The following is a 23046-nucleotide window of genomic DNA, read 5'->3' as shown; positions in this document are numbered from 1 at the left end:
TGAACGTGTAGGGTGGGTTATATAATCTATAGACAAAACGAAAAGCTTGCACAGAGGCAAGCTTAGAAGATGTTAAGCCAATTATGCCCCTGGTGGAACGGCTAAGCTATCGGCAATTTGTTGTATCAGTTGATCTTCCACTTCAAACCTTGCCTCAATAATCTCACCAATTAGAGACAAATCACTATCAAAACTTTCTAGCGCATCACTCGCTTCAATTGCAGCGTACTTATCGGTAAAGTTAAGTAGTGGCTCAGTGGTAAGAACGATATGACCATAAGACTGGTTAATTTCGTCTGTTGCTTTGAAGCCAGTAGACTGCCATTTATCCATCACCATGTCATATATTTTGAAATGACCTTCAGAGATGTAATCAACAAGATGTTGGCTGAATTTTTGGAGCGCTTCTGGAGATGGTAGTTCAGTGATAGCAGGTGTTTTTGACGATGAAGGCTTTAGAGCGGCAAGCTTACAATACTCAACGATTAGAGACTGTCGAGTTTCGAGCCAATGATCGATGACCTCATTAGAGCCACCCCATTGTTCTTGTACTTGTTTGAATTTATTTAGCATGACCATGTCCTCATGATCTGATCACAACCTTGTGATCAAGTAATTGCCTAAGCAGGGTCCATTTTATTGGTAGCTACTAAAAGTAATAGTTTGAATTATTCTCTGCTACAACTCTAGTATGAAATTAGATTGCCAGTAAAATGAACGAACTGCAAGCAATGAGGTATAGGGATGTTAAAAAAAAGTGATAACAAAATGACAGAGCAAGCTTATTGGTGCGTCGTTTCAGGTAGTGATATTTGGGTTAATAATGATCAGTTTCCTTATGGGTCTGCTGATGAGTTAGGGCTGAGTGTTGAACACGCGATCTGTATCGGTCAGCATCAAGGTCGTAAAGTGTATTGGCTCAACGACTGTGATGTTGAGAGTGAACTAACCATGGTTAACCTGAGGGAGTTACTTCATTGGCCTGAATCTAGTTTCCTTACCGCAAGTAAAGCTATCCAATATGGGCACATGACACAAAGTATGCGTTTCTGCCCGCAATGTGGTGGTCGTAATCACCTCAACCATAATCAGGTGGCGATGCAATGCGGAGACTGTCGAACACTTCATTATCCTCGTATCTTCCCGTGCATCATTGTTGCTGTACGTAACGACAACAAGATATTGCTTGCACAGCACCCTAGGCATAAAACTGGTATGTATACCGTGATAGCGGGCTTCCTAGAAGTTGGAGAAACCCTAGAGCAGTGTGTTGCAAGAGAGGTTAAAGAAGAAACGGGCGTTGATGTGGATAATATTCGTTACTTTGGCAGTCAACCATGGGCTTTTCCATCGAGTATGATGATGGCCTTTCTCGCTGACTACGCTGGCGGTACGCTCAAGCCAGATTACAGTGAACTGTCGGATGCCCAATGGTTTGATGTAACAAGCCTGCCTGATATAGCTCCAGTAGGAACGATTGCGAGACAATTGATTGAGAAAACTGTGGGTGACGTGATGAAAAATGGTGTGGCAGAGCAGACGATAGAGTACTAATTTACCTATGATAGTATTTGGTCTATAGGTGGTCAAAAGCTAAAAAAAACCCTCCACAAGTGGAGGGGGTAAGTAAGATGTCGTTATGAGATGCTGAGTAGTGACTACTCAGATGTTATAATTGTAATTTTCGCTAGCGAACAAATTTTTAACATGCTCCTGCAATTGGGTGCAAATTAAGCATTGATTTAAAAGTTAATAACTTGATCTAGGTTGCAAAGCACACAGCTTTTACCCTTCAATCAGTGTTAGAATACTTGCCATCAAAACTAGACAAGATTGAATTGGAATTTAACGGAATGACCGAATTAAAAAACGATCGCTATTTACGCGCACTTTTAAAACAGCCTGTTGATTACACACCAGTATGGATGATGCGCCAAGCTGGCCGCTATCTTCCAGAGTACAAAGCAACGCGTGCTGAAGCGGGCGATTTCATGTCTTTGTGCAAAAACGCAGAACTAGCATCAGAAGTAACACTTCAACCTTTACGTCGTTTCCCGCTTGATGCGGCAATCTTGTTCTCTGACATCCTAACTATCCCTGACGCAATGGGCTTAGGCTTGTACTTTGAAACTGGTGAAGGTCCTAAATTTGAACGCCCTATCACATGTAAAGCTGACGTAGAGAAGATTGGCCTACCGGATCCCGAAGGCGAGCTTCAATACGTAATGAATGCTGTTCGTCAGATCCGTAAAGATCTGAAAGGCGAAGTGCCATTGATTGGTTTCTCTGGTAGCCCATGGACTCTAGCGACCTACATGGTTGAAGGTGGAAGTTCTAAGGCATTCACTAAGATCAAGAAGATGATGTACGCAGAACCACAAACGCTGCACCTGCTTCTAGACAAGCTGGCTGACAGTGTTATCGAATACCTGAACGCGCAAATTAAAGCGGGTGCTCAATCGGTAATGGTATTTGATACATGGGGTGGTGTGCTGACTCCTCGTGACTACAACCTATTCTCACTGCAATACATGCACAAGATCGTTGATGGCCTAATCCGTGAAAACGAAGGTCGTCGAGTACCGGTTACTCTGTTCACTAAGAACGGGGGCATGTGGCTTGAGTCTATCGCAGCAACAGGTTGTGATGCGGTAGGTCTAGATTGGACAATCAACATCGCAGATGCAAAAGCTCGCATCGGCGACAAAGTGGCACTGCAAGGTAACATGGACCCTTCTATGCTTTACGCTCAACCAGAACGTATTCGTGAAGAAGTGGGCAGTATTCTGGAAGGCTTTGGCGACGCAGGTACAGGCCATGTATTTAACCTAGGTCACGGTATCCATTTAGATGTGCCGCCAGAAAACGCTGGTGTATTCGTTGACGCTGTTCACGAACTGTCTAAGCCTTACCACAAGTAATCCTGTGTAAGACGATTGAAAGCGCTGCTGGGCAACCTACAGCGCTTTTTTATTGCCTGAAGATTTGTTGAAATTCGTTGTGTGCAGTTAATTAGGCGTTTGGAACATGGTAGGCCAAATGCTCTGAAATGTGTTTCCTGATATAAGGAATGACTTCACTTTCGAACCAAGGGTTCTTCTTGAGCCAGATATTATTGCGTGGTGAAGGGTGGGGAAGTGGTAAAAACTCTGGTGCCCAAGCCTGCCAGTTCTTGACTGTCTCTGTCAGTGTTTTAGTTGTCTTTTCCTTTAAATAATAGTTTTGCGCATACTGACCAATCAGCAGTGTCATTTGAATGTTGGGTAGGGATTGCAGCACTTTCTGATGCCACAACTCAGCACATTCTGGTCTTGGAGGGAGGTCGCCACTTTTTCCTTTCCCCGGGTAACAAAACCCCATAGGCACAATCGCCACTTTTTGCTCGTCATAAAAGGTATCGCTGTCTATCCCTAACCATTCTCTCAATCGTTCACCACTGGCATCGTTCCAAGGGATGGATGACTCATGCACCTTGATGCCCGGCGCTTGACCTATGATCAGCAAGCGCGCGTTTGGGTGTGCTTGAATCACAGGATTAGCCCCATGTGATAGATGAGGCTCACAAGCGGTGCATTGTCGTATCTCGGTGAGCAGTGATGAGAACATCAGTAACCTTTGTCGAAGTCGATAGTGTGGTTCAGTTTAAAGCCATCTCGCCACTGTTGGTAATTCTCGGCGAAGATTTCTACTACTTGCCTTGGCTCGCTCAGTGCTGCAATGTGTGGAGTGATGGTCACTTGCGGCAGTTTCCAGAAAGGGTGATCTTTGGGTAGAGGCTCATTTTCAAACACATCTAGAAATGCGTGCTCCACCCACTTATTTTTAATCGCTAACAGTAATGCTTTGTTATCTAGGCTTTCCCCCCTGCCAACATTAAACAGCAGTACATTAGAGCAATAGCCTAGGGTAGTTTCATCCAACAGTTGATAGGTTTCAGCAGTTGATGGCAAGGTGTTGACCACAATATCCGCTTGTTTAAGGGCGGCTTCTATCTCATTGATGTGGAAAGTTTGTTTAAAGGTCTCTTGCTTTGATGGGATACCCGTACGGTTGACTCCAATGGTATAAATACCAAACGCAGCGGCAGTTTTCGCTAAATGACTTCCAATTGAACCTGTCCCTAAAATCACCATAGTTTTGCCAGCTAGGCTAGTATAAAGCTGTGGATGCCAATTCTTCTCGGCCTGTTGCTGGTGGTAATGAGGGAAGTGTCTGAAGTGACTGATCGTGTAACCCAACACGTATTCAGCGATCGCCGGGCCGAAAATACCTTTCACATTGGTGAGTGTATAGTCTTGGCGAAGATCTGGTTGGGTGAGCTTGTTAATTCCAGCATAGGTGCTTTGAACCCAGTCGAGTTGTTTAAACTCATCAAGGCGTTCAGCTATGAGTGGAGGCGATGCCAAGACAACCTCGGCTAACTCGGGGTTTTGAGTGATTTCTAGGTCGGGTAAATCCTGGTTTAGAATTAGTTGCGTATAGGTATCGTCATGCTCAGTAAGAATATAGAGCTTATTCGTAAAATTGTTCATCGGCTTACCTTTTCCCCCTAGGGTTTATCAAGTACACTTTCGCTGTCTTTTTCTGCAATTATTGAGTGACTATGCTTCAGAATCCACTGCAGGTTCGTCTTGAAAAGTTAGAACCTTGGCAACAAATTACTTTTATGGCGTGTCTATGTGAGCGTATGTATCCTAACTATGCCATGTTTTGTGAGAATACAGAATTTGCGGAAGCTCGAATCTATCGTGACGTGTTGGATAGCATCTGGGAAATCTTAACGGTTAAAACTGCAAAGGTGAATTTTGAGCGTCAACTTGAGAAAGTTGAAGAGCTATTCCCTAGCGGTGATGATTTTGATTTTTATGGTGTTTACCCAGCCATGGATGCATGCCAAGGCTTAGCAACATTAATTCATGGTCTACTTGATCGTGAGCATATGTTGGAAGCTGTAATTAAAGTGAGTCAACAATCGGTGAAGACGGTTGCTGAGCTTGAGTTTGCTCAAGGCGCTGACGAAGTGACGAACGAAAACCAGAAAGAAAATGAAGCGGTGTGTGAAGAGTGGGATGTTCAGTGGGCGATCTTCCGACCATTACGTGAAACGGCAGAGCGCGACCTAGAATTGATTAAAGACTTACGCCACGAACTGCGTGAAGACCCTGTGAGTAACATTGGTGTTGCGTTGTAATTCGCTTTTGCGTCAAAGTATGAATAAAACAAAGGCTCCCTAGGGAGCCTTTGTTTTATCTGATGGTATGAAGCGTGGATTAAGAATCTTTTTTATCTTCGTTCTGCGCTTTGTCCTTTGATGAGCCGTTATCTGATTTTGAATCTGATGAGTTGTCGTCTACTAGAGTTTCCTCTGGCTCGTCCTCTTCATCGCGGTTTTCGATAACACCGTGTGTCTCTTTCCACGTTTCCCAGCGTTGGAACGCCAGTTCTTGCATATCGGTGGTTTTGTCCGCTTCATCGACGATCTCTTCACCAACTAAGTGTTCAAAGATATCTTCTAGGGTAATGATGCCTTGAATCGTACCGTATTCATCAACCACTAAAGATAGTTGAAGGCGGTTTGCCATCATCTGGTCAAAGGCTTTAGCCAAACCCATATTGTTCAGCAACACGTGGATAGGGCGCATAACTTCACCCAGAGCTTTTTCGCCACAACCTGCTTGCTGCAATCTAAATAGCTCTAAGCGGTGTACAAAACCAATGATGTTGTCACTCTGCTCGCTGTAAATCAACGGACGTGAGAATGGCGTGTCTTTATGTTGTTCTAGGAACGTATTCACACTCATTTCCGCATCAACACGGAATACCACTGGACGTGGTGTCATTACCTGAGTCACGGGTACATCTTGAATACCCAGTAGGTTGCTCAGAATTTTTGACTCACCTTCTGCAAACTCGCCGCTCTCTTTTGCCAAAATCGCCATTGCAGATAACTCATCACGCATTTTTGGTGCTTGGTGGCCACGAGCAAGACGTTTGGTGATCTGTTCTGAGAACCATACAAACGGTGTTAGGAAGAATACCATCCAGCGCAGCACGCTTGCCGAAGCAGGAGCAAGTTGACGCCAGTAGGTTGCACCAATGGTTTTTGGAACAATCTCAGACAACACCAAAATACCTAGCGTTAGCACGGCTGAGAAGACACCTAACCATTGGCTACCAAAAACAACAGCCGCTTGTGCACCTGCTGTCGCAGCACCGATAGTATGCGCGATGGTGTTGAGCGTTAAAATTGACGCAAGCGGGCGGTCAATATCTGTTTTCAGTTTGTCTAATGACTCTGCTGCAGGGTGCCCATTTTGTTTTAGTTGAGCAATATAGCTCGGACTAATACTCAAAAGTACAGCTTCCAAAACAGAACAAATAAAAGAAACTCCAATGGCAATGGAGACGTAAATAGTTAGCAGCAGCATGTTTGCCCTTAAATTAAATTGTACGCTTTAGCAGCGATTCAGCGTGGATTATAGAGATAAAGTAGTGGTTAGGTCATCATTAATTTTGCTCTCAGCCCCTTTTAAACAAGGGCTTGCCATCGAAATTCAGTAACAAATTGTGAGTTATTACTCATATTATGGCTAAAACTCCGGCATTAGAGCTAAAGATCGACGACAAACCTTTGCCAGATGGGGCATTTATGTTTTAGAGTGAATTGAATTCAAAAATACAAAGAAGGGAAACCTAAAATGAACAAGACTCAATTAATCGACTTTATTGCTGAAAAAGCGGACCTTTCTAAAGCACAAGCTAAAGCTGCTCTAGAAGCGACTCTTGGTGGTGTTACAGATGCTCTTAAAGACGGCGATCAAGTTCAGCTAATTGGTTTTGGTACTTTTAAAGTAAACCACCGTGCAGCTCGCACTGGTCGTAACCCAAAAACTGGTGATGAGATCCAAATCGCTGCGGCAAATGTTCCAGCATTTGTTGCAGGTAAAGCGCTGAAAGATTCAGTGAAATAATCTAAACTGTACCGAGGTAGTCGTATTCCACCTCGGTACAGGTTTTATGAAAAAAGCATTTCTTCTCGTTTCACTGTTATCTACATTTCTCATTGGCTGTTCTTCAACCAGTCCTCGCACCAACCTAGAGCAATTTGAAACCCACACCGGCGGCCAAGTTATGGGCGATGAGACGAGTTTCTACTGGGTCACTAACAAGCTAACGCAACCTCATACCTCTGCTGACTATGTCACTATGGGCGATTACGGCTGGTACAAAACTGACTATGCTTGGTCAGAAGATGTGCTTCGTGAATTTGTCCGTGAAGGCGAGCTACGCGATGACTCACTCTCATTAGTTCCGTATCGTGTGCATGTGCGTTTCAATCAATCTGGTGAAGCGGTATACCAGCAATATCGCCTTGATGGAAAAGTCCTACCGCTACAGTCGGTTCAACTGGACAGATTTAAACAGGAAGCGACATCTGCTCTCGACGTTACTGAGAAGCAAAATGATGCAGGGTTAGAGCTTTTACAGGGTTACTGGAATGGTAAAGTGTTTCAGACTTGTTCTGGTCAGCAATTTACTGACATTGAGTTCAACCAAACATTGCCTAATTTTGTGATTAACCGTTTGTCGTCTGTAGAAAGCTATGGTGCTTTTGTCGGCAAGGGATCTCTTAGAAAATTATCAGTCGCTGAATTCTTGATGTTGGCAGATGATAACCATCAGTGCATCGCAAGACCATCTTTACTGAAAGAGTAAAGAATATTGAAAAGATATAAGAGTATTTGGCCTACTATAGGCCAAGTGCTGATTAGTCAGTACAAGTACCACTAATCGGTAAAAAAGGCGCCTGTTGAGGCGCCTTTTCTTTTATTCAATTGCAGTTATTCATTTGCTGATATTCGAATCTAGCCGAATGATGATGTTGATTACTGCTCTTGTTCGCGCGCAATCGCACGATAACCGATGTCATTGCGGTGAAACATACCATTCCAGCTAACTTGCTTAGTCAACGCGTAAGCGCGTTCCTGAGCCTCAGAAACCGTGTTACCGAGTGCAGTCGCACAAAGTACACGACCACCGTTTGTCACCACATCGCCAGCTTCGTTATTTGTCGTACCTGCATGGAAAACCTTTTGGCCTTCAACTTCGCTTGTTGGTAGTGAAATAACGTCACCTTTTGCGTAGTCAGCAGGGTAACCGCCAGCTGCAAGAACGACACCAATAGACGCGCGTGGATCCCACTTAGACTCTGCTTCGTCGAGTTTCTCGTCGATAGCCATTAGGCAAAGCTCAACAAGATCCGATTCCATACGCATCATGATAGGTTGCGTCTCTGGGTCGCCGAAGCGGCAGTTGTATTCGATAACCTTAGGTGTGCCGTCAGCATCGATCATTAGTCCAGCGTAAAGGAAACCAGTGTAAGGTGCACCTTCTGCGTCCATACCACGTACCGTAGGGTAGATAACTTCCTCAAGGATACGGTTGTGGATTTCAGGCGTTACCACTGGGGCTGGAGAGTAAGCACCCATGCCACCTGTGTTAGGGCCTGTGTCTTTGTCGCCAACACGTTTGTGATCTTGGCTGGTGGCCATAGGAAGGACGCTAGAACCGTCAACCATTACGATGAAGCTTGCTTCTTCGCCTTCAAGAAACTCTTCGATAACCACGCGGCTGCCCGCTTCGCCAAATGCGTTGCCTGCTAGCATGTCTTTGATTGCGTCTTCTGCTTCTTCAAGGGTCATCGCAACGATAACGCCTTTACCTGCTGCAAGGCCGTCCGCTTTTACTACGATTGGAGCGCCTTGCTCACGTACGTAAGCGAGAGCTGGCTCAATCTCAGTGAAGTTTGCGTAGTAACCTGTTGGGATGTCATGACGAGCTAGGAAATCTTTAGTGAATGCTTTAGATCCTTCAAGCTGTGCTGCCGCTTGAGTTGGACCAAAGATAGGAAGACCTACTTCGCGGAATGCGTCAACGACCCCAATAACTAATGGCGCTTCAGGGCCAACGATGGTCAGTTCGATTTTTTTCTCTTGAGCAAACGAGACTAAACCAGCGATGTCTTCAACGCCGATGTTTACGTTCTCAAGTTTCGGCTCAAGTGCAGTACCTGCGTTACCTGGAGCGATGAATACCGTTTCGACATTTGGGTTTTGTGCCGCTTTCCAACCCAAAGCATGTTCTCTACCGCCAGCACCGATGATTAATACGTTCATGTTTCAATCCTTAAGTCTTTAATTCTTAAAAGCCCCTCAAAATTGAGAGGCTCGATAGCTACTAATCGTTTAGATAAACTAAATATTAGTGGCGGAAGTGACGCATGCCCGTAAATATCATCGCCATGCCGTGTTCGTCTGCTGCTGCGATAACTTCGTCATCACGCATAGAGCCGCCTGGTTGGATAACACACTTGATGCCAGCTTCTGCTGCCGCGTCGATACCGTCACGGAATGGGAAGAACGCGTCCGATGCCATTACACAACCTTCAACCTGTAGACCTTCGTCTGCCGCTTTGATGCCTGCGATTTTCGCAGAGTAAACGCGGCTCATTTGGCCAGCGCCGACACCAATTGTCATGTCGCCTTTCGAGTAAACGATAGCGTTAGATTTAACGTATTTCGCTACTTTCCAGCAGAATAGGGCATCTTTTAGCTCTTCAGCTGTAGGTTGGCGCTTAGAAACCACTTTAAGGTCATCTTCAGACACCATGCCTTGGTCGCGGTCTTGAACTAGCAAACCACCGTTAACGCGTTTAACGTCAAAGCCGGTTGTCTTCGTTGTCCACTCACCACACTCAAGTAGGCGAAGGTTTTTCTTAGCCGCTACGATTTCTACTGCTTCAGCAGAAACTGATGGTGCAATGATAACTTCAACGAATTGACGCTCTGTGATAGCCGTTGCTGTTGCAGCATCTAGTTCACGGTTGAAAGCGATGATGCCGCCAAATGCAGACGTTGGGTCTGTTTTGAATGCACGGTCGTAAGCTTCTAGGATGTCTTCACCTAGTGCTACACCACATGGGTTAGCGTGCTTAACAATCACACATGCTGGCTGGTCGAACTCTTTCACACACTCAAGTGCTGCGTCAGTATCAGCGATGTTGTTGTAAGAAAGGGCTTTGCCTTGAATTTGGCGAGCAGTAGACACTGACGCTTCTTCAGGGTTTGCTTCAACGTAGAATGCGGCTGCTTGGTGGCTGTTCTCACCGTAGCGCATGTCTTGTTTTTTCTCGAACTGTTGGTTGAACGTGCGAGGGAATTTAGACTCTTCGTCGCCTTCTTTGTTCTCGCCGTAGCTAGGAACCATAGTGCCGAAGTAGTTTGCGATCATACCGTCGTAAGAAGCCGTGTGTTCGAATGCTGCGATAGCGAGGTCGAAGCGAGTCTCTAGCGTTAGAGATTTCTCGTTCGCGTCCATTTCAGCGACAACGCGCTCGTAGTCGTGTGCGTTTACAACGATAGTCACGTCTTTGTGGTTTTTCGCTGCGGAGCGAACCATTGTTGGACCACCGATGTCGATGTTCTCAACTGCATCAGCAAGGGTACAACCTTCTTTAGCAACGGTTTCTGCGAATGGGTATAGGTTTACAACAACCATATCGATAGGGTTGATACCGTGAGTTTCCATCACGTCATCATCTTGGCCACGACGGCCTAGAACACCACCATGAACTTTTGGGTGCAGAGTCTTAACACGGCCATCCATCATTTCTGGGAAACCAGTGTAGTCAGATACTTCTGTAACAGAGATGCCTTTTTCAGCAAGCAGGCGAGCAGTGCCACCGGTAGATAGGATATCTACACCACGGTTAGCAAGAGCTTGTGCAAATTCAACGATACCAGTTTTGTCTGATACGCTGATTAGAGCGCGGCGAATTGGACGAGCGTTATTCATGCTTCCATCTTCCTCAAATTCATGGGGTTAAAATAAAGATATTTGCCAAAAAAGAACTTGTTTCTACCTTCTTAACATGGGTTATCTTAGATACCGGTAAGAGATAAAATATTGGCCAGTTTTGGTAAAGACCTTTTGGGGTCGTCTTATGATTAAGCTATAAGATAACCAACTCCAAATTTGATGGCGCAGATTCTAACTAATTTATTACAAAAAAGCTCGCGCAATCGTTTGGCATCTCAAAATTAATTATGAAAAGTGTCATTTCAACCTGAAAAGTAACGATAAGGTTAATTATGGAATGGACGAAGGAATAGGAAAAACATGTTTCAGATCGGTGAATTAGCGAAACGATGCGGTGTGACAGCCGATACCTTACGGTTTTATGAAAAAAATAACCTGATCGCACCTGCCAGTCGCAGTGAATCAGGTTATCGACTATATGATGAAAATAATCAGAAACAGGTGACCTTTATTCTAAAATCTAAAGAGTTAGGGTTGAGTTTGGATGAGATCAAAGAATTACTCGAGATTCGCTTGGAAGCGACGCAGCACAGTTGTGCCGAAGTTAAATCGATTACAACAGCCAAGTTGGAGATGATTGATGAGAAAATTACAGAGCTCACTAAGATTCGCACTGCTCTGAGGAAGATTAACGATGCGTGCTGTGGCCACATAGACGACAACGCAAGCCATTGTTCTATTTTAGCCGCCTTGGACTCTGCAAACATTGATAAAGGACGCTGTTGTCGCTCTGGAGACTAACCTGCGGCTAATTGAAGAACCATAAGCCAAAAAAAAGCCAAACTCAAAAAATGAGCTTGGCTTTCATTCAAAAAATTACGAAAGAACGATTAGTTCATGCCGTATTTTTTAAGTTTCTTGCGAAGAGTACCGCGGTTAATACCCATCATGGTTGCTGCGCGAGTTTGATTACCGCGAGTGTATTGCATGATAGTGTCTAGTAGTGGCTGTTCAACTTCAGCTAATACTAATTCGTATAACTCGCTGACTTCTTGACCGTTTAATTGAGCAAGGTAATTTTTCAATGATGCTTTAACTGAGTCACGTAGTGGCTTCTGCGTGATTTGGTCTTGTGATGTAACTGTAGTTACTGTCAATGCTTCTGAAGTCAGATTTTGTTCGAACATATTCGGTCTAGCTCTTCTCGTAATTATGGTGCAACGTTATCAAAAAAACCTTCTAGCGCCTCAAGCTGCAGATCACCTGCTTCGAATGCGTTGAAGGTACGGCGAAACTCACTCGCTTGTTCATGTTCTTTTAGGTACCAACCCACATGCTTACGAGCGATGCGAGGGCCTAAAAACTCTCCATAAAATTCATGTAGAGCATGCACATGACCAAGCATGATGTCTTTCACTTCCGAAATCGGGAGTGGGTCCATCGTGGTACCGTTTTCCAAATAGTGTAGGATTTCGTTAAAAATCCAAGGACGTCCTTGGGCAGGTCGACCTATCATTAAAGCATCAGCGCCAGTGTACTCCAGCACAAACTTCGCTTTTTCCGGACTATCGATATCACCGTTAGCGATGACCGGAATAGATACTGCTTGTTTCGCTGCTTTAATGTGTTTGTATTCTGCCTCACCTTTGTACATACAAGCGCGTGTTCTTCCATGGAGGGCAAGAGCTTGTATGCCGCAGTCTTCGGCTATTTTAGCAATTTGGACACAGTTTCTATTGTCTGTATCCCAGCCTGTTCGCGTTTTCAACGTTACTGGAACGTCGACAGCATTTACCACAGCTTTCAGAATTTCTTCAATGAGTTCTGGATGCTGAAGTAGGGCTGAGCCCGCAAGCTTCTTATTCACTTTTTTGGCTGGACATCCCATGTTGATATCGATGATTTGCGCACCGTTATCCACATTAAATTGAGCAGCCTCGGCCATAAGCTGTGGATCTGCACCAGCGATTTGTACTGAACGAATGCCCGATTCGCCTTCATGTACCATACGCTGCTGAGACTTTGACGTTTTCCAAACTTTCGGATTGGAGGACATCATTTCACTGACTGCCATCCCCGCACCGTAGCGAAGACACAACTCACGGAATGGTCTATCCGTTACGCCAGCCATAGGAGCGACGATTAGATTGTTCTTAAGTTGATAATTTCCGATTTTCAAAAATGTCATCACAGTTCTGTACCAGCAAGGGCGCGCATTTTACGCATTTTTTCGCTGCGTGAAAAGACTAATATTTGAGCATTTACAATTTGTTTTTGTAATTCGCTTAAATTTCAGTCAATTAGCGCCCAAAGTCTTGTCTAGCCTTGCTTGCGACCTGAGATGCGACACCATTCTTGTTGTTCAATGATCGGATCAATGTGAAGTTCATCACGATAATAAGTCGCTACATCTTCCGCTTGTGTATCTAAAACACCCGACATCGCTAGTACACCATTTGGCTTAACTAGGCCTTTGATGATGCTTGAAAGGTCACGTAATGGACCTGCAAGAATGTTGGCAACCACAACGTCAGCTAGCAAACCTTCAGGTTGATCTTGTGGTAAGAATACGTCTAATTGGTCTGCCACGCCGTTGCGCTGTGCGTTGTCTTTTGAAGCCAGCAGAGCTTGAGGATCAATGTCGATCCCGATAACTCTTGCTGCGCCAAGTTTGATTGCAGCGATCGCAAGGATGCCAGAGCCACAACCGAAGTCGATTACGGTTTTTCCCGTTAGATCTAGGCCTTCAAGCCACTCAAGACACAATGCGGTGGTTGGGTGAGTACCCGTACCAAACGCTAGACCAGGGTCCAGCATGACGTTTACTGCGTCTGGTTCTGGGATATCACGCCAGCTAGGGCAAATCCAAAGACGCTCACCAAACTTCATTGGGTGGAAGTTATCCATCCATTCACGTTCCCAGTCTTTGTCTTCGATTTGCTCTACTTTATGAGCAAAGTCAGTAGGGAACATGTTGCTAGCTTTAATCTGTGCTAGGACGACACCTGTATCAGTCTCAGCGTCATAAAGCGCGAGAATGTCAGTATCACCCCAAAGGCGAGTTTCACCCGGCAGAGGCTCAAATACAGGGGTATCTTGTGCATCAAGGAAAGTTACGGAAAGAGCACCAGTCTCTTCCATTAACATGTCGCCGATCTGTTCGGCATTTTCATTGGTAGCATTAAGCTTGATTTGAATCCAAGGCATGGCTGCATCTTCTATATGAGAAAAATTGGATGGCGAGTCTAGCAGAAAATATGAGCAAATTCACCAAAACCCCATGGAATATAAAAGGGATTATCGATTGATTTTTTCGAGTGCTCTAAAAACAAAAAATGCCCACCGAAGTGAGCATTTTACCTGTTCTTAAAAGAACGAATGATAGAGGCTAGCTTCTATTGGAGACCAAGCTTCTTCTCAAGGTAGTGGATATTTGCACCACCGTGTTGGAAGTTTTCGTCGTTCATAATAGCCAATTGAAGCTCAGTATTAACGTTAATGCCTTCAATAATCATCTCACCCAATGCGTTCTTCATACGAGCGATAGCAACATCACGGTTCTCACCGTAAGTGATCAGCTTACCAATCATTGAATCGTAGTGTGGTGGTACTGTGTAACCCGTATAGATATGAGATTCCCAACGTACACCCATGCCGCCTGGAGCGTGGAAGCGTTGAATCTTACCTGGTGAAGGTAGGAAACGAACAGGATCTTCCGCGTTGATGCGACATTCGATTGAGTGACCACGCAGCTTAATATCATCCTGTGTAAATGATAGAGGCTGACCTGCAGCAATACGCAGTTGCTCTTTCACTAGGTCTATACCTGTTACCATTTCAGTAATCGTGTGCTCAACCTGGATACGAGTGTTCATTTCGATGAAGTAGAACTCACCGTTCTCGTATAGGAATTCAAATGTACCTGCGCCGCGGTAACCAATCTCAAGACATGCACGAGTACAGCGTTCGCCGATGTATTTACGCATCTCTTCAGTGATACCTGGGGCTGGTGCTTCTTCCACAACTTTCTGGTGACGACGCTGCATAGAACAGTCACGTTCACCTAGGTGGATAGCATTGCCTTGGCCATCTGCAAGTACTTGTACTTCAATGTGACGTGGGTTTTCTAGGAATTTCTCCATGTAAACCATATCGTTGTTGAAACAAGCTTTTGCTTCTGCACGAGTCATTGCGATAGCTTCTGTTAGTTCTGCTTCAGAACGAACAACACGCATACCACGACCGCCGCCACCGCCAGATGCTTTGATGATAACTGGGAAACCAATGCGCTTAGCGTGCGCTTTGTTTTTTGCATCGTCATCATCAAGAGGGCCATCAGAACCGGGTACACAAGGTACGCCAGCTTTCTTCATTGACGTGATAGCTGACACTTTGTCACCCATCATGCGAATGGTTTCAGCTTTAGGGCCAACGAAGATAAAACCACTGCGTTCTACCTGTTCTGCAAAGTCTGCATTTTCAGATAGGAAGCCGTAGCCTGGGTGGACAGCGACTGCACCCGTTACTTCAGCTGCGCTGATGATACGAGGAATGTTTAGGTAGCTATCGATACCACGAGCTGGACCGATACAAATGGTTTCGTCTGCAAGTAGTACATGCTTAAGATCACGGTCAGCAGTTGAGTGAACCGCTACCGTTTTAATACCAAGTTCTTTACATGCACGCAGAATACGTAGTGCAATTTCACCACGGTTCGCGATTACTAATTTATCTAACATAATGAGTGCTCTCTATTATTCGATAATTACTAGAGCTTGGTCGAATTCTACTGGCTGACCGTCTTCAACAAGGATTGCGGTTACCACACCAGATTTATCAGCTTCGATTTGGTTCATCATTTTCATTGCTTCAACGATACATAGCGTTTCGCCAGCAGTTACAGATTGACCAACCTTAACGAATGGTTTTGCATCTGGGCTTGGAGCGCCGTAGAAAGTACCAACCATTGGAGAAAGAACTTGGTGACCAGTTGGAACTGCAGGAGCCGCTGCTTCTGCTGCTACAGGAGCCGCCGCAGGAGCTGCTGCCGCTGCTACAGGAGCTGGAGCTGCTGCATATTGAATCGGTGCAACAGGTGCAGTACTGTTACGACTGATTCGTACTGACTCTTCACCTTCAGAGATTTCTAGCTCAGAAATACCAGACTCTTCAACCAATTCGATTAGCTTTTTGATTTTGCGAATATCCATTGTTTCTTTCTCTTTATCTGTTAATTGAACTTACTCTATGACTGAGTAGGTTAGTAATAGTTCGTTGTTTATGTTTACTTTGAGTTGAGCTTGCTGAGCGCAGCGGTCAAAGCAAATTGATAACCTTGAGCACCTAAGCCACAAATCACACCTTCTGCTTTATCAGATAGGTATGAGTGGTGACGGAATGGTTCACGTGCGTGAACATTCGATAGATGAACCTCAATAAATGGGATAGCTACACCAAGTAGTGCATCACGCAGTGCCACACTGGTATGTGTAAAGGCTGCTGGGTTGATAATAATGAAATCAACATTTTGATAAGCACTATGGATAGCCTCAATCAGCTCATACTCACGATTTGACTGTAAGTGAGATAGCTCAACATCGTGTGCTTTCGCTTGCTCTGTCAATGAGCTAATAATCTGGTCAAGTGTTTGAGAACCGTAGTGTGCAGGCTCTCTAAGGCCTAACAGGTTAAGGTTTGGGCCATTTAAAACTAGAATGCGAAACTTTGTAGACATCGTGGGGCTATCTTCCTTTATCGTGTTTACGAACGTGAATGTTGCCATTTTATTGAAAATTTGGGGTTAATTTTCAGTGAGAAAAACCCAAAATTAAAAATTAGAACCAGATTATAGCTAATTCAGCGCAAATCGCAGCAATTTACTGGTCTAATCTCCTATTGATACAACATGGAATTGTTACCAACTTAACAAAAAACCGTTGTATCCTTAATTTTGTGGGAGATATTTGAGATCAAGATCAGCCATAAAAAAACCGCCACATAGGTGACGGTTTAGGATGAGCCTGTTTTAAACGGTAATTAGCTCGTGTTGCTGGTTGATTATGCCAGTTCGGCTTTCTCTGCGATGAGCTTATCGACCACACTTGGATCTGCTAGTGTCGAAGTATCACCTAAGTTCCCCGTGTCGCCAGTGGCAATCTTACGCAAGATACGGCGCATAATTTTGCCTGAACGCGTTTTCGGTAACGAGTCGGTCCAGTGCAGGACATCGGGTGTTGCGATTGGGCCAATTTCTTTTCGTACCCAGTCTTTCACTTCTTTATGAAGCTCTGCGGTTGGGAACTCGCCATCATTCAGTGTGATGTAAGCATAAATTGCTTGGCCTTTAATATCATGAGGGATACCCACAATCGCAGCCTCAGCGATCTTATCGAACGCCACTAGAGCCGATTCAATCTCAGCGGTACCCATACGGTGACCTGATACGTTAAGTACATCATCGACACGACCAGTAATCCAGTAGTAGCCGTCTTCATCACGACGAGCACCGTCACTGGTGAAGTACATCCCTTTAAAAGTAGAGAAGTAAGTCTGTTCAAAACGGTCATGATCGCCATGAACGGTACGCATTTGACCTGGCCAAGAGTCCAGAATAACTAGGTTGCCGTCGGTTGCACCCTCAATGATATTACCCATGTTGTCAACCAACGCCGGTTGCACACCGAAGAATGGACGAGTTGCAGAGCCTGGTTTTAAGTCTGTTGCGCCCGGCAGTGGTGCAATCAAGATACCGCCCGTTTCTGTTTGCCACCATGTATCAACAATTGGCGATTGCTCATTACCGATTGTTTTGTAGTACCACTCCCACGCTTCAGGGTTAATAGGTTCACCCACTGACCCCATGATTCGTAAACTGTCACGAGAGGTGCCTTCAACGGCTTCATTACCTTTCGCCATTAATGCACGAATCGCGGTTGGCGCAGTATAAAGAATATTGACTTGGTGCTTATCAACCACTTCGCTCATACGACTGGTATTAGGGTAATTAGGCACACCTTCGAATAGGATTGTTTTTGCACCATTGGCTAGTGGTCCGTAAACAAGGTATGTGTGACCGGTAATCCAACCCACATCGGCAGTACACCAGAAAGTCTCGCCTTCTTGATAGTCGAATACGTATTTGAAGGTCATTGCTGCATAAACAAGGTAGCCACCTGTAGTGTGCATAACGCCTTTAGGTTTACCTGTTGAGCCTGACGTATAAAGAATGAATAGTGGATCTTCTGCGTTCATCTCTTCTGGTGGGCAATCTGTAGATACATTAGCAATAGCATCGTGCCACCACACATCGCGGTGTTCGTGCCATGCAACATCACCGCCAGTGCGTTTGAATACAACAACCTTCTCGATGTTTTTCACTTCAGGGTTAGTCAGTGCTTCGTCGACATTCTTCTTCAGTGGAACCGCACGGCCGCCACGCACGCCTTCATCGGCAGTGATAACGACTTTAGAGTTGGAATCGATAATACGACCGGACAGTGCTTCTGGTGAGAAACCGCCAAATACCACTGTGTGAACCGCACCGATACGGGTACATGCCAGCATGGCAACTGCAGCTTCTGGAACCATTGGCATGTATAAACAAACCACATCCCCTTTGCGTACGCCTTGCTCTTTTAAAGCATTAGAAAACAGGCACACTTCTTTGTGCAGTTCGTTGAAGGTTAGGGTTTTATCATCAGTAGGGTCATCGCCTTCCCAGATGATAGCAACCTCATCACCTCGTTCAGCAAGGTGACGGTCGATACAGTTAGCCGAAACGTTAAGCGTGCCATCTTCAAACCATCGAATATCAATGTGGCCAGGGTCGAAAGAAGTATTTTTTACCTGTGTGAAAGGCTTGATCCAATCAACGATTTTTCCGTGTTCACCCCAAAAGCCTTCAGGGTCAGAAACAGATTGCTGGTACATGGCTAGGTAAGTGTCATTATCCGCGTGTGTGGTTGATTTAATATTTTCTTTTACCGGATAAACGTGGGCTTCACTCATTGCATCTCTCCTTGTGCCTACATTCTAAATGAACTGGCAACTTCCTTTGTGTTCAGTTTTTAAGTCTATTACAGGACTGTCGTTGTGTTATCACTCTCGGCTAGGACGACGATTTCCACAATTAGACTTTAGGATGAGACGCCGCTTTTCACTTACAAAATAGCAAGTTAAGTTCATTTTTGAGATGTTGCTCTCTATGTGGAAAGCTTGCAGTTGAATTACGAATAAGAAGAGTTGAAGCGGGGCAAGTCGCCGTGCTTAAGGCGGACAAAGATCAGTGCTGCGGAGATAGCGTCTTGTAATGCATCATGTTTATTGACCGGGATAGGTAAATCGAGCTGGCGACAAATCGCATCCATGCTGAGGTCGAAATAAGCGTTGGGTAGCTGTCTTTCGAGTTTGTCTTGATAGAGTTGGCTCACTTCGACTAATCGGTTAGGCAGTGGAAATCCAAGCTGTTTTAAAAAGGCACGATCGAGGATTTTCTTATCATAACGAATGTGATAGCCGACTAAAGGACGATTTCCGATGAAGTTTAGTAGCTCAATCAGGGCTTGTTTTTCTTCTAGACCGTGCTTTAAATCTTGGTGACGAATACGGTGAATCTTGATGGAATTGCAATCGAGCGATTGTGGCGCTCGAAGCCTAACTTCAAAAGGCTCACTGGTAATAATTCGATTGCCAATGATTTTTGTGGCGGCAATGGTGACTAATTCGGCCTGATTGGGGTCGAGGCTGGTGGTTTCACAATCTAAAGATACGTATTCATTATGGGCAGGCGCAACAAACAGAGGCTGATAAGGGGACCCTTTGAGTTTGTGGTGCCAGAAATAACGAACCAATCTATTCATCGCTCAATTGCCTCAATCTCTTATCTGATAATGATAGCCGAGCCATTGCTTGAACTTTTTGACCACATGCAGGCTATGGCGAAGCAGATCTCTATCTGCTCGCTCCATCAATTTAACGTTAATTTTATTGCTGCTGTGCTGTTGGGATAGTCGCTGAGATAACCGCCACTTAAAGAACTGCTTGAGTGCCTCGTTAAGGTTGTCAGCGGTGCTTTGTTCTAATACATTTTTATTGACGAGCTGTTCAATACGCTCAAAGGTGTTGTTTACGGTGACTCCATGCTCAAGGCTGAGTGCCCGAATACCATGGACTAGAGGAAAAATACCGCCTCGTTTGATATCGAGCCCTGACTTGGACTGTTTAACATTGCCAAACAAAGTGAGGGGAACCGAAAAGCTAAGGGCAGGGCGACAAAACTCAGTGAGGATTAACTCCTGTCCCAACATCAAATTACTCAGGTGCTGCTTGACCGGTTTTAAAAGTTCTCTGTTACCCGCAACGGCGTGTGCATCCGCCATGATAGCAATATCCATGACGGTTTCTGGCGTGGCTTTTCTTACCCAACTCGTGAGGGTTTGTTTCCATTCTTGCTGAGAGTGCACCCATTTAGGGTTGTTGACCATTACGTTGCCTGGGCACAGTGGGTAACCTAATTGTTGCAGAGTGTGGGTGAGCTCGTTCATGGCACTTTGGCATTGATGCCACTCCAAGCCATCTTGAATGATGAGCGCATTATCTTGATCGGTTTTGAGAATCTGCTCTCCACGGCCTTCTGACCCCAGAACAATTAGACAGCAGTGATTATGCAGCGCGGGTGGAATCGTGAGTTCAAAGGCTTTCTCAATTATCTGCTCGTTGACCGCTGAAATGAGCTCCATGATAAAGCGCGTGCGAATGCCATTACCGAGCAGGCTTTCGACCAATTGACGTTGTTTGTTGGAGGCCATTGCCAATTCTTCAACGCTGGTAGCTCGCGCAATACGTAAAGTGAGAACGTGTGAATGAGTGGAAAACGCACTAAGAATCTGAGTCATGTCCACCATACCAACTGCATTTAAACCATCACAAACCATCAACCTTTTTACGCGATTTCTGGTCATGGTAATCATGGCATTAAACAGGAAGTCACCTTGATTGACATTCATCACTGGAAAGGTCGCTATGTCACCAACAGGCGTATCCAGAGGGCGGTTATCTAACATTACAGCATGTAATAAATTGGTTCTTGTGACAATTCCATACGGTAAGGTACATGATGATCTAAAAGCTTTTTGATCATAATGTTCTAAATGAACCAAGGCCGAGTCCAGCCCTTGTTCTTTAAGGGTTTGAGTGACTTGGTTGATAGGTTGGTTTGGTTCAAGTATCAGTGGAGGGTGATAGATCGACTCGTCTACTTTGGTCAGTATGAACTCGGCAAGATTCTGTTGCTGTTGAGCGGCTTCAATTAGCGCTTTTCTTGTCGAAAGGTTGTTATCAAAGTATGCGGCAAACTGGCCATTGGCGTGGTACAGCTCGAGAAAGACATCGGTTGGTAGTAGGTAGCTTAAAGTATCTTCTAGCGCGATATATTGGTGTTTGGTATGCGCGTCGAATTGGCTGCGGACATCAAAAATATCGTCATTGGCATAGTGAGCATAGATCTCACCATCACTGCTTGCCCGCTCTTCGACTGCGCCTTTAATCAGAATATGCAGGTGACGACTTGGTTGGTCAGCTTCCAAAATCACCTCGTGCGCTCGGTAGTAAACCACATCCAATGACGAACGCAGTGTTAACTGCTCCGTATCGGACAGGCTATCGAAAGGTGGGTGCTGCATATTAAATTTATCAGGCATAAGCATCGAAACAATTGGGAGTCTTTACTTAGTCTGGCAAATTACCAGCGAAGCTCCAGACGACTTTAGTCTAAATGCGAGAATGGGTATCGATGAGAGTGAGATATTTCATTGAAATGCGATATTCAAACTAATTGAATATGGGAATACTATCCCAGTAATAATTCCCTTTTTCATCGTATGCGAGATAGGCATAATTAGTGCTGCCTTTTTCCGCACATTTTTATAGGTTATTTATGTTTAGCCCTTCCCCTTATGGCTGGATCTCTCAGTATTTTCTTGGTTTCTTTTTTGCGTATGGCGTGTACTTGCCATTTTGGGCATTGTGGTTTGAAGACCAGGGCGTGTCTGCTGGTGATATTGGCGTATTAATTGGTATCGGTTTTGCGACGCGTTGTGTTGCCAACCTAGTGATTACTCCACGAATCCATAAAGTGGAACATCTAATGCCAGCTCTGCGTTGTTTGAGCTTTGCAGCCTTATTGTTTGTCGGTTTCCATTTCTTTACTGGTGGTAGCTTCTTATTGATGTTGCTAGCCACAGTATTGTTCAATCTATGTTGTGGGCCGATCATTCCTCTTTCTGATGCGATGGCGAACCATTACAGCCGCTTGAAAATGCTCGACTACGGCCGTACTCGTTTGTGGGGGTCGATTGCTTTTATTGCAGGTTCAACCGTGGTTGGTTTCCTAGTGGCCAAATTTGGCACTGATATGATTCTGTATACGGCTCTTGCGGGTGTGCTGCTGTCATTAGTTTTAGCGATGAGAAATCCTAACGTGATGCCAGTGACGTTATCGGAACAACAAGCGGAACGACCTAAATTAGCTGAACTGTTGCGTGAATCATCTGTGGTTAAGTTTTTGGCTTTGATGGCACTGCTACAAGGTAGCCACGCCGCTTATTACAGCTTTAGTGCTATTTATTGGAAAGAAGCAGGGCATTCGGAAGCGGTTATTGGTTATTTGTGGAGTTTAGGTGTTGTCGCAGAAGTTGCGGTGTTTGCTTTAAGTAAGCGACTTTTCTCTGGTCTTACTCTTCGCACTCTGTTTGTGATTGCTGCATTCGGTGTGATGGCTCGTTGGGGTATTACAGCATCAACGACAGCGATTTTTGCACTGGTTATGGTGCAACTGCTGCACGGTGTGACGTTTGCGATGGCACACATCGCAGCGATTCAATACATCCAGTCTGAAGAACCGAATAAGATGGTCGCACTACAGGCTCTGTATAACGCGATTCCATTAGGTGCTTTTATCGCACTAATGACCACCTTTAGTGGTTGGGGCTACGAGCTTTGGGGCGCCAATATTTTCTGGGGTATGGCTGCTATGGGTGCACTTGCTCTATTCATTAAGTTGGATGAGAGAAGTTCAGTGGTTGAGATTAATCAATTAGATTCGGAACAGTCAGAATCTCAAAGCAAATGCTGATAATTAGAGTCTGAAGCACAGAATTTAAGCGATGCGATTGAGTTAATGACCCATCCTTAGTTAAATAAAACCTCTCCCTTATGGAGAGGTTTTTTTAT

Annotated in this window: 22 protein-coding genes; 7 read left to right on the top strand and 15 right to left on the bottom strand. The window is 44.9% G+C overall.

Features of this window, described 5'->3' with window-relative positions:
• Nucleotides 1-81: 81 nt before the first annotated feature.
• Nucleotides 82-579: an Rsd/AlgQ family anti-sigma factor gene (locus ACFI6G_RS16070; RefSeq protein ID WP_010435542.1), complete on the bottom strand. Its 498-nt coding sequence runs from the start codon at nucleotides 577-579 to the stop codon at nucleotides 82-84.
• Nucleotides 580-744: 165 nt separating this feature from the next.
• On the opposite strand from ACFI6G_RS16070, the gene nudC reads away from it, so the two are divergent.
• Nucleotides 745-1554 carry an NAD(+) diphosphatase gene (gene nudC, locus ACFI6G_RS16065; RefSeq protein WP_016769205.1) on the top strand — a complete coding sequence of 270 codons (810 nt, stop codon included), beginning with the start codon at nucleotides 745-747 and terminating at the stop codon, nucleotides 1552-1554.
• 299 nt (nucleotides 1555-1853) lie between these two features.
• Nucleotides 1854-2921, top strand: a complete 1068-nt coding sequence (gene hemE, locus ACFI6G_RS16060) for a uroporphyrinogen decarboxylase (protein ID WP_010435538.1) — start codon at nucleotides 1854-1856, stop codon at nucleotides 2919-2921.
• A 91-nt stretch (nucleotides 2922-3012) separates the two neighbouring features.
• Here hemE and ACFI6G_RS16055 read toward each other — a convergent pair whose 3' ends face one another.
• Entirely contained in the window at nucleotides 3013-3606 is a 594-nt protein-coding gene (locus ACFI6G_RS16055; protein WP_010435536.1) for a uracil-DNA glycosylase family protein, read from the bottom strand.
• Nucleotides 3606-4532 (bottom strand): D-2-hydroxyacid dehydrogenase, encoded by a 927-nt coding sequence (locus ACFI6G_RS16050; RefSeq protein ID WP_016783682.1) that lies wholly within the window; start codon nucleotides 4530-4532, stop codon nucleotides 3606-3608. Before ACFI6G_RS16050 ends, ACFI6G_RS16055 begins: the two co-directional genes overlap by 1 nt.
• A gap of 71 nt (nucleotides 4533-4603) precedes the next feature.
• Here ACFI6G_RS16050 and ACFI6G_RS16045 point away from each other — a divergent pair, with 71 nt between their 5' ends.
• The gene (locus ACFI6G_RS16045; protein ID WP_016769208.1) at nucleotides 4604-5191 is read left to right on the top strand and encodes a YjaG family protein; all 588 of its coding nucleotides are present in this window, start codon (nucleotides 4604-4606) and stop codon (nucleotides 5189-5191) included.
• 79 nt (nucleotides 5192-5270) lie between these two features.
• Here the strand turns inward: ACFI6G_RS16045 and ACFI6G_RS16040 are convergent, their stop codons facing one another.
• Nucleotides 5271-6428: a CNNM domain-containing protein gene (locus tag ACFI6G_RS16040; RefSeq protein ID WP_016783683.1), complete on the bottom strand. Its 1158-nt coding sequence runs from the start codon at nucleotides 6426-6428 to the stop codon at nucleotides 5271-5273.
• Between the two features lie 270 nt (nucleotides 6429-6698).
• On the opposite strand from ACFI6G_RS16040, the gene hupA reads away from it, so the two are divergent.
• Both hupA and ACFI6G_RS16030 read left to right on the top strand, forming a co-directional pair.
• Nucleotides 6699-6971, top strand: coding sequence for a nucleoid-associated protein HU-alpha (hupA, locus tag ACFI6G_RS16035; protein ID WP_004729753.1), 273 nt, complete (start codon nucleotides 6699-6701; stop codon nucleotides 6969-6971).
• A gap of 46 nt (nucleotides 6972-7017) precedes the next feature.
• Complete coding sequence (locus tag ACFI6G_RS16030; RefSeq protein ID WP_016792183.1) at nucleotides 7018-7716, top strand: DUF1481 domain-containing protein; 699 nt, start codon at nucleotides 7018-7020, stop codon at nucleotides 7714-7716.
• A 170-nt stretch (nucleotides 7717-7886) separates the two neighbouring features.
• Here the strand turns inward: ACFI6G_RS16030 and purD are convergent, their stop codons facing one another.
• Both purD and purH read right to left on the bottom strand, forming a co-directional pair.
• Nucleotides 7887-9176, bottom strand: coding sequence for a phosphoribosylamine--glycine ligase (gene purD, locus ACFI6G_RS16025; RefSeq protein WP_016769210.1), 1290 nt, complete (start codon nucleotides 9174-9176; stop codon nucleotides 7887-7889).
• Between the two features lie 85 nt (nucleotides 9177-9261).
• Nucleotides 9262-10854, bottom strand: a complete 1593-nt coding sequence (gene purH / locus ACFI6G_RS16020; protein WP_010435512.1) for a bifunctional phosphoribosylaminoimidazolecarboxamide formyltransferase/IMP cyclohydrolase — start codon at nucleotides 10852-10854, stop codon at nucleotides 9262-9264.
• A 324-nt stretch (nucleotides 10855-11178) separates the two neighbouring features.
• Between purH and zntR the strand changes: the two genes are divergently transcribed.
• Nucleotides 11179-11619: a Zn(2+)-responsive transcriptional regulator gene (zntR, locus tag ACFI6G_RS16015; RefSeq protein ID WP_010435509.1), complete on the top strand. Its 441-nt coding sequence runs from the start codon at nucleotides 11179-11181 to the stop codon at nucleotides 11617-11619.
• Between the two features lie 89 nt (nucleotides 11620-11708).
• Here the strand turns inward: zntR and fis are convergent, their stop codons facing one another.
• The 9 genes from fis to ACFI6G_RS15970 form a co-directional block, all read right to left on the bottom strand.
• Nucleotides 11709-12005 (bottom strand): DNA-binding transcriptional regulator Fis, encoded by a 297-nt coding sequence (gene fis / locus ACFI6G_RS16010; protein WP_004729744.1) that lies wholly within the window; start codon nucleotides 12003-12005, stop codon nucleotides 11709-11711.
• Between the two features lie 23 nt (nucleotides 12006-12028).
• A complete protein-coding gene (gene dusB, locus ACFI6G_RS16005; RefSeq protein ID WP_010435502.1) occupies nucleotides 12029-12997 on the bottom strand; it encodes a tRNA dihydrouridine synthase DusB in 969 nt (322 codons plus the stop codon).
• A 140-nt stretch (nucleotides 12998-13137) separates the two neighbouring features.
• A complete protein-coding gene (gene prmA, locus ACFI6G_RS16000) occupies nucleotides 13138-14025 on the bottom strand; it encodes a 50S ribosomal protein L11 methyltransferase (RefSeq protein ID WP_010435498.1) in 888 nt (295 codons plus the stop codon).
• 188 nt (nucleotides 14026-14213) lie between these two features.
• Complete coding sequence (gene accC / locus ACFI6G_RS15995) at nucleotides 14214-15557, bottom strand: acetyl-CoA carboxylase biotin carboxylase subunit (RefSeq protein ID WP_010435495.1); 1344 nt, start codon at nucleotides 15555-15557, stop codon at nucleotides 14214-14216.
• Nucleotides 15558-15572: 15 nt separating this feature from the next.
• A complete protein-coding gene (gene accB, locus ACFI6G_RS15990; protein WP_016769213.1) occupies nucleotides 15573-16028 on the bottom strand; it encodes an acetyl-CoA carboxylase biotin carboxyl carrier protein in 456 nt (151 codons plus the stop codon).
• A gap of 74 nt (nucleotides 16029-16102) precedes the next feature.
• Nucleotides 16103-16552 (bottom strand): type II 3-dehydroquinate dehydratase, encoded by a 450-nt coding sequence (gene aroQ / locus ACFI6G_RS15985; RefSeq protein ID WP_010435475.1) that lies wholly within the window; start codon nucleotides 16550-16552, stop codon nucleotides 16103-16105.
• Between the two features lie 323 nt (nucleotides 16553-16875).
• A complete protein-coding gene (gene acs / locus ACFI6G_RS15980; RefSeq protein WP_010435471.1) occupies nucleotides 16876-18825 on the bottom strand; it encodes an acetate--CoA ligase in 1950 nt (649 codons plus the stop codon).
• A gap of 218 nt (nucleotides 18826-19043) precedes the next feature.
• Complete coding sequence (locus ACFI6G_RS15975) at nucleotides 19044-19676, bottom strand: 3'-5' exonuclease (protein ID WP_016787677.1); 633 nt, start codon at nucleotides 19674-19676, stop codon at nucleotides 19044-19046.
• A gap of 12 nt (nucleotides 19677-19688) precedes the next feature.
• A complete protein-coding gene (locus ACFI6G_RS15970) occupies nucleotides 19689-21521 on the bottom strand; it encodes a DUF294 nucleotidyltransferase-like domain-containing protein (protein WP_016787678.1) in 1833 nt (610 codons plus the stop codon).
• Nucleotides 21522-21751: 230 nt separating this feature from the next.
• On the opposite strand from ACFI6G_RS15970, the gene ACFI6G_RS15965 reads away from it, so the two are divergent.
• Nucleotides 21752-22948 (top strand): 3-phenylpropionate MFS transporter, encoded by a 1197-nt coding sequence (locus ACFI6G_RS15965; RefSeq protein ID WP_010435462.1) that lies wholly within the window; start codon nucleotides 21752-21754, stop codon nucleotides 22946-22948.
• Nucleotides 22949-23046 lie beyond the last annotated feature (98 nt).

The organism is Vibrio sp. PSi01 (assembly GCF_054960695.1).
This window is presented reverse-complemented; position numbering and strand designations above follow the sequence as displayed.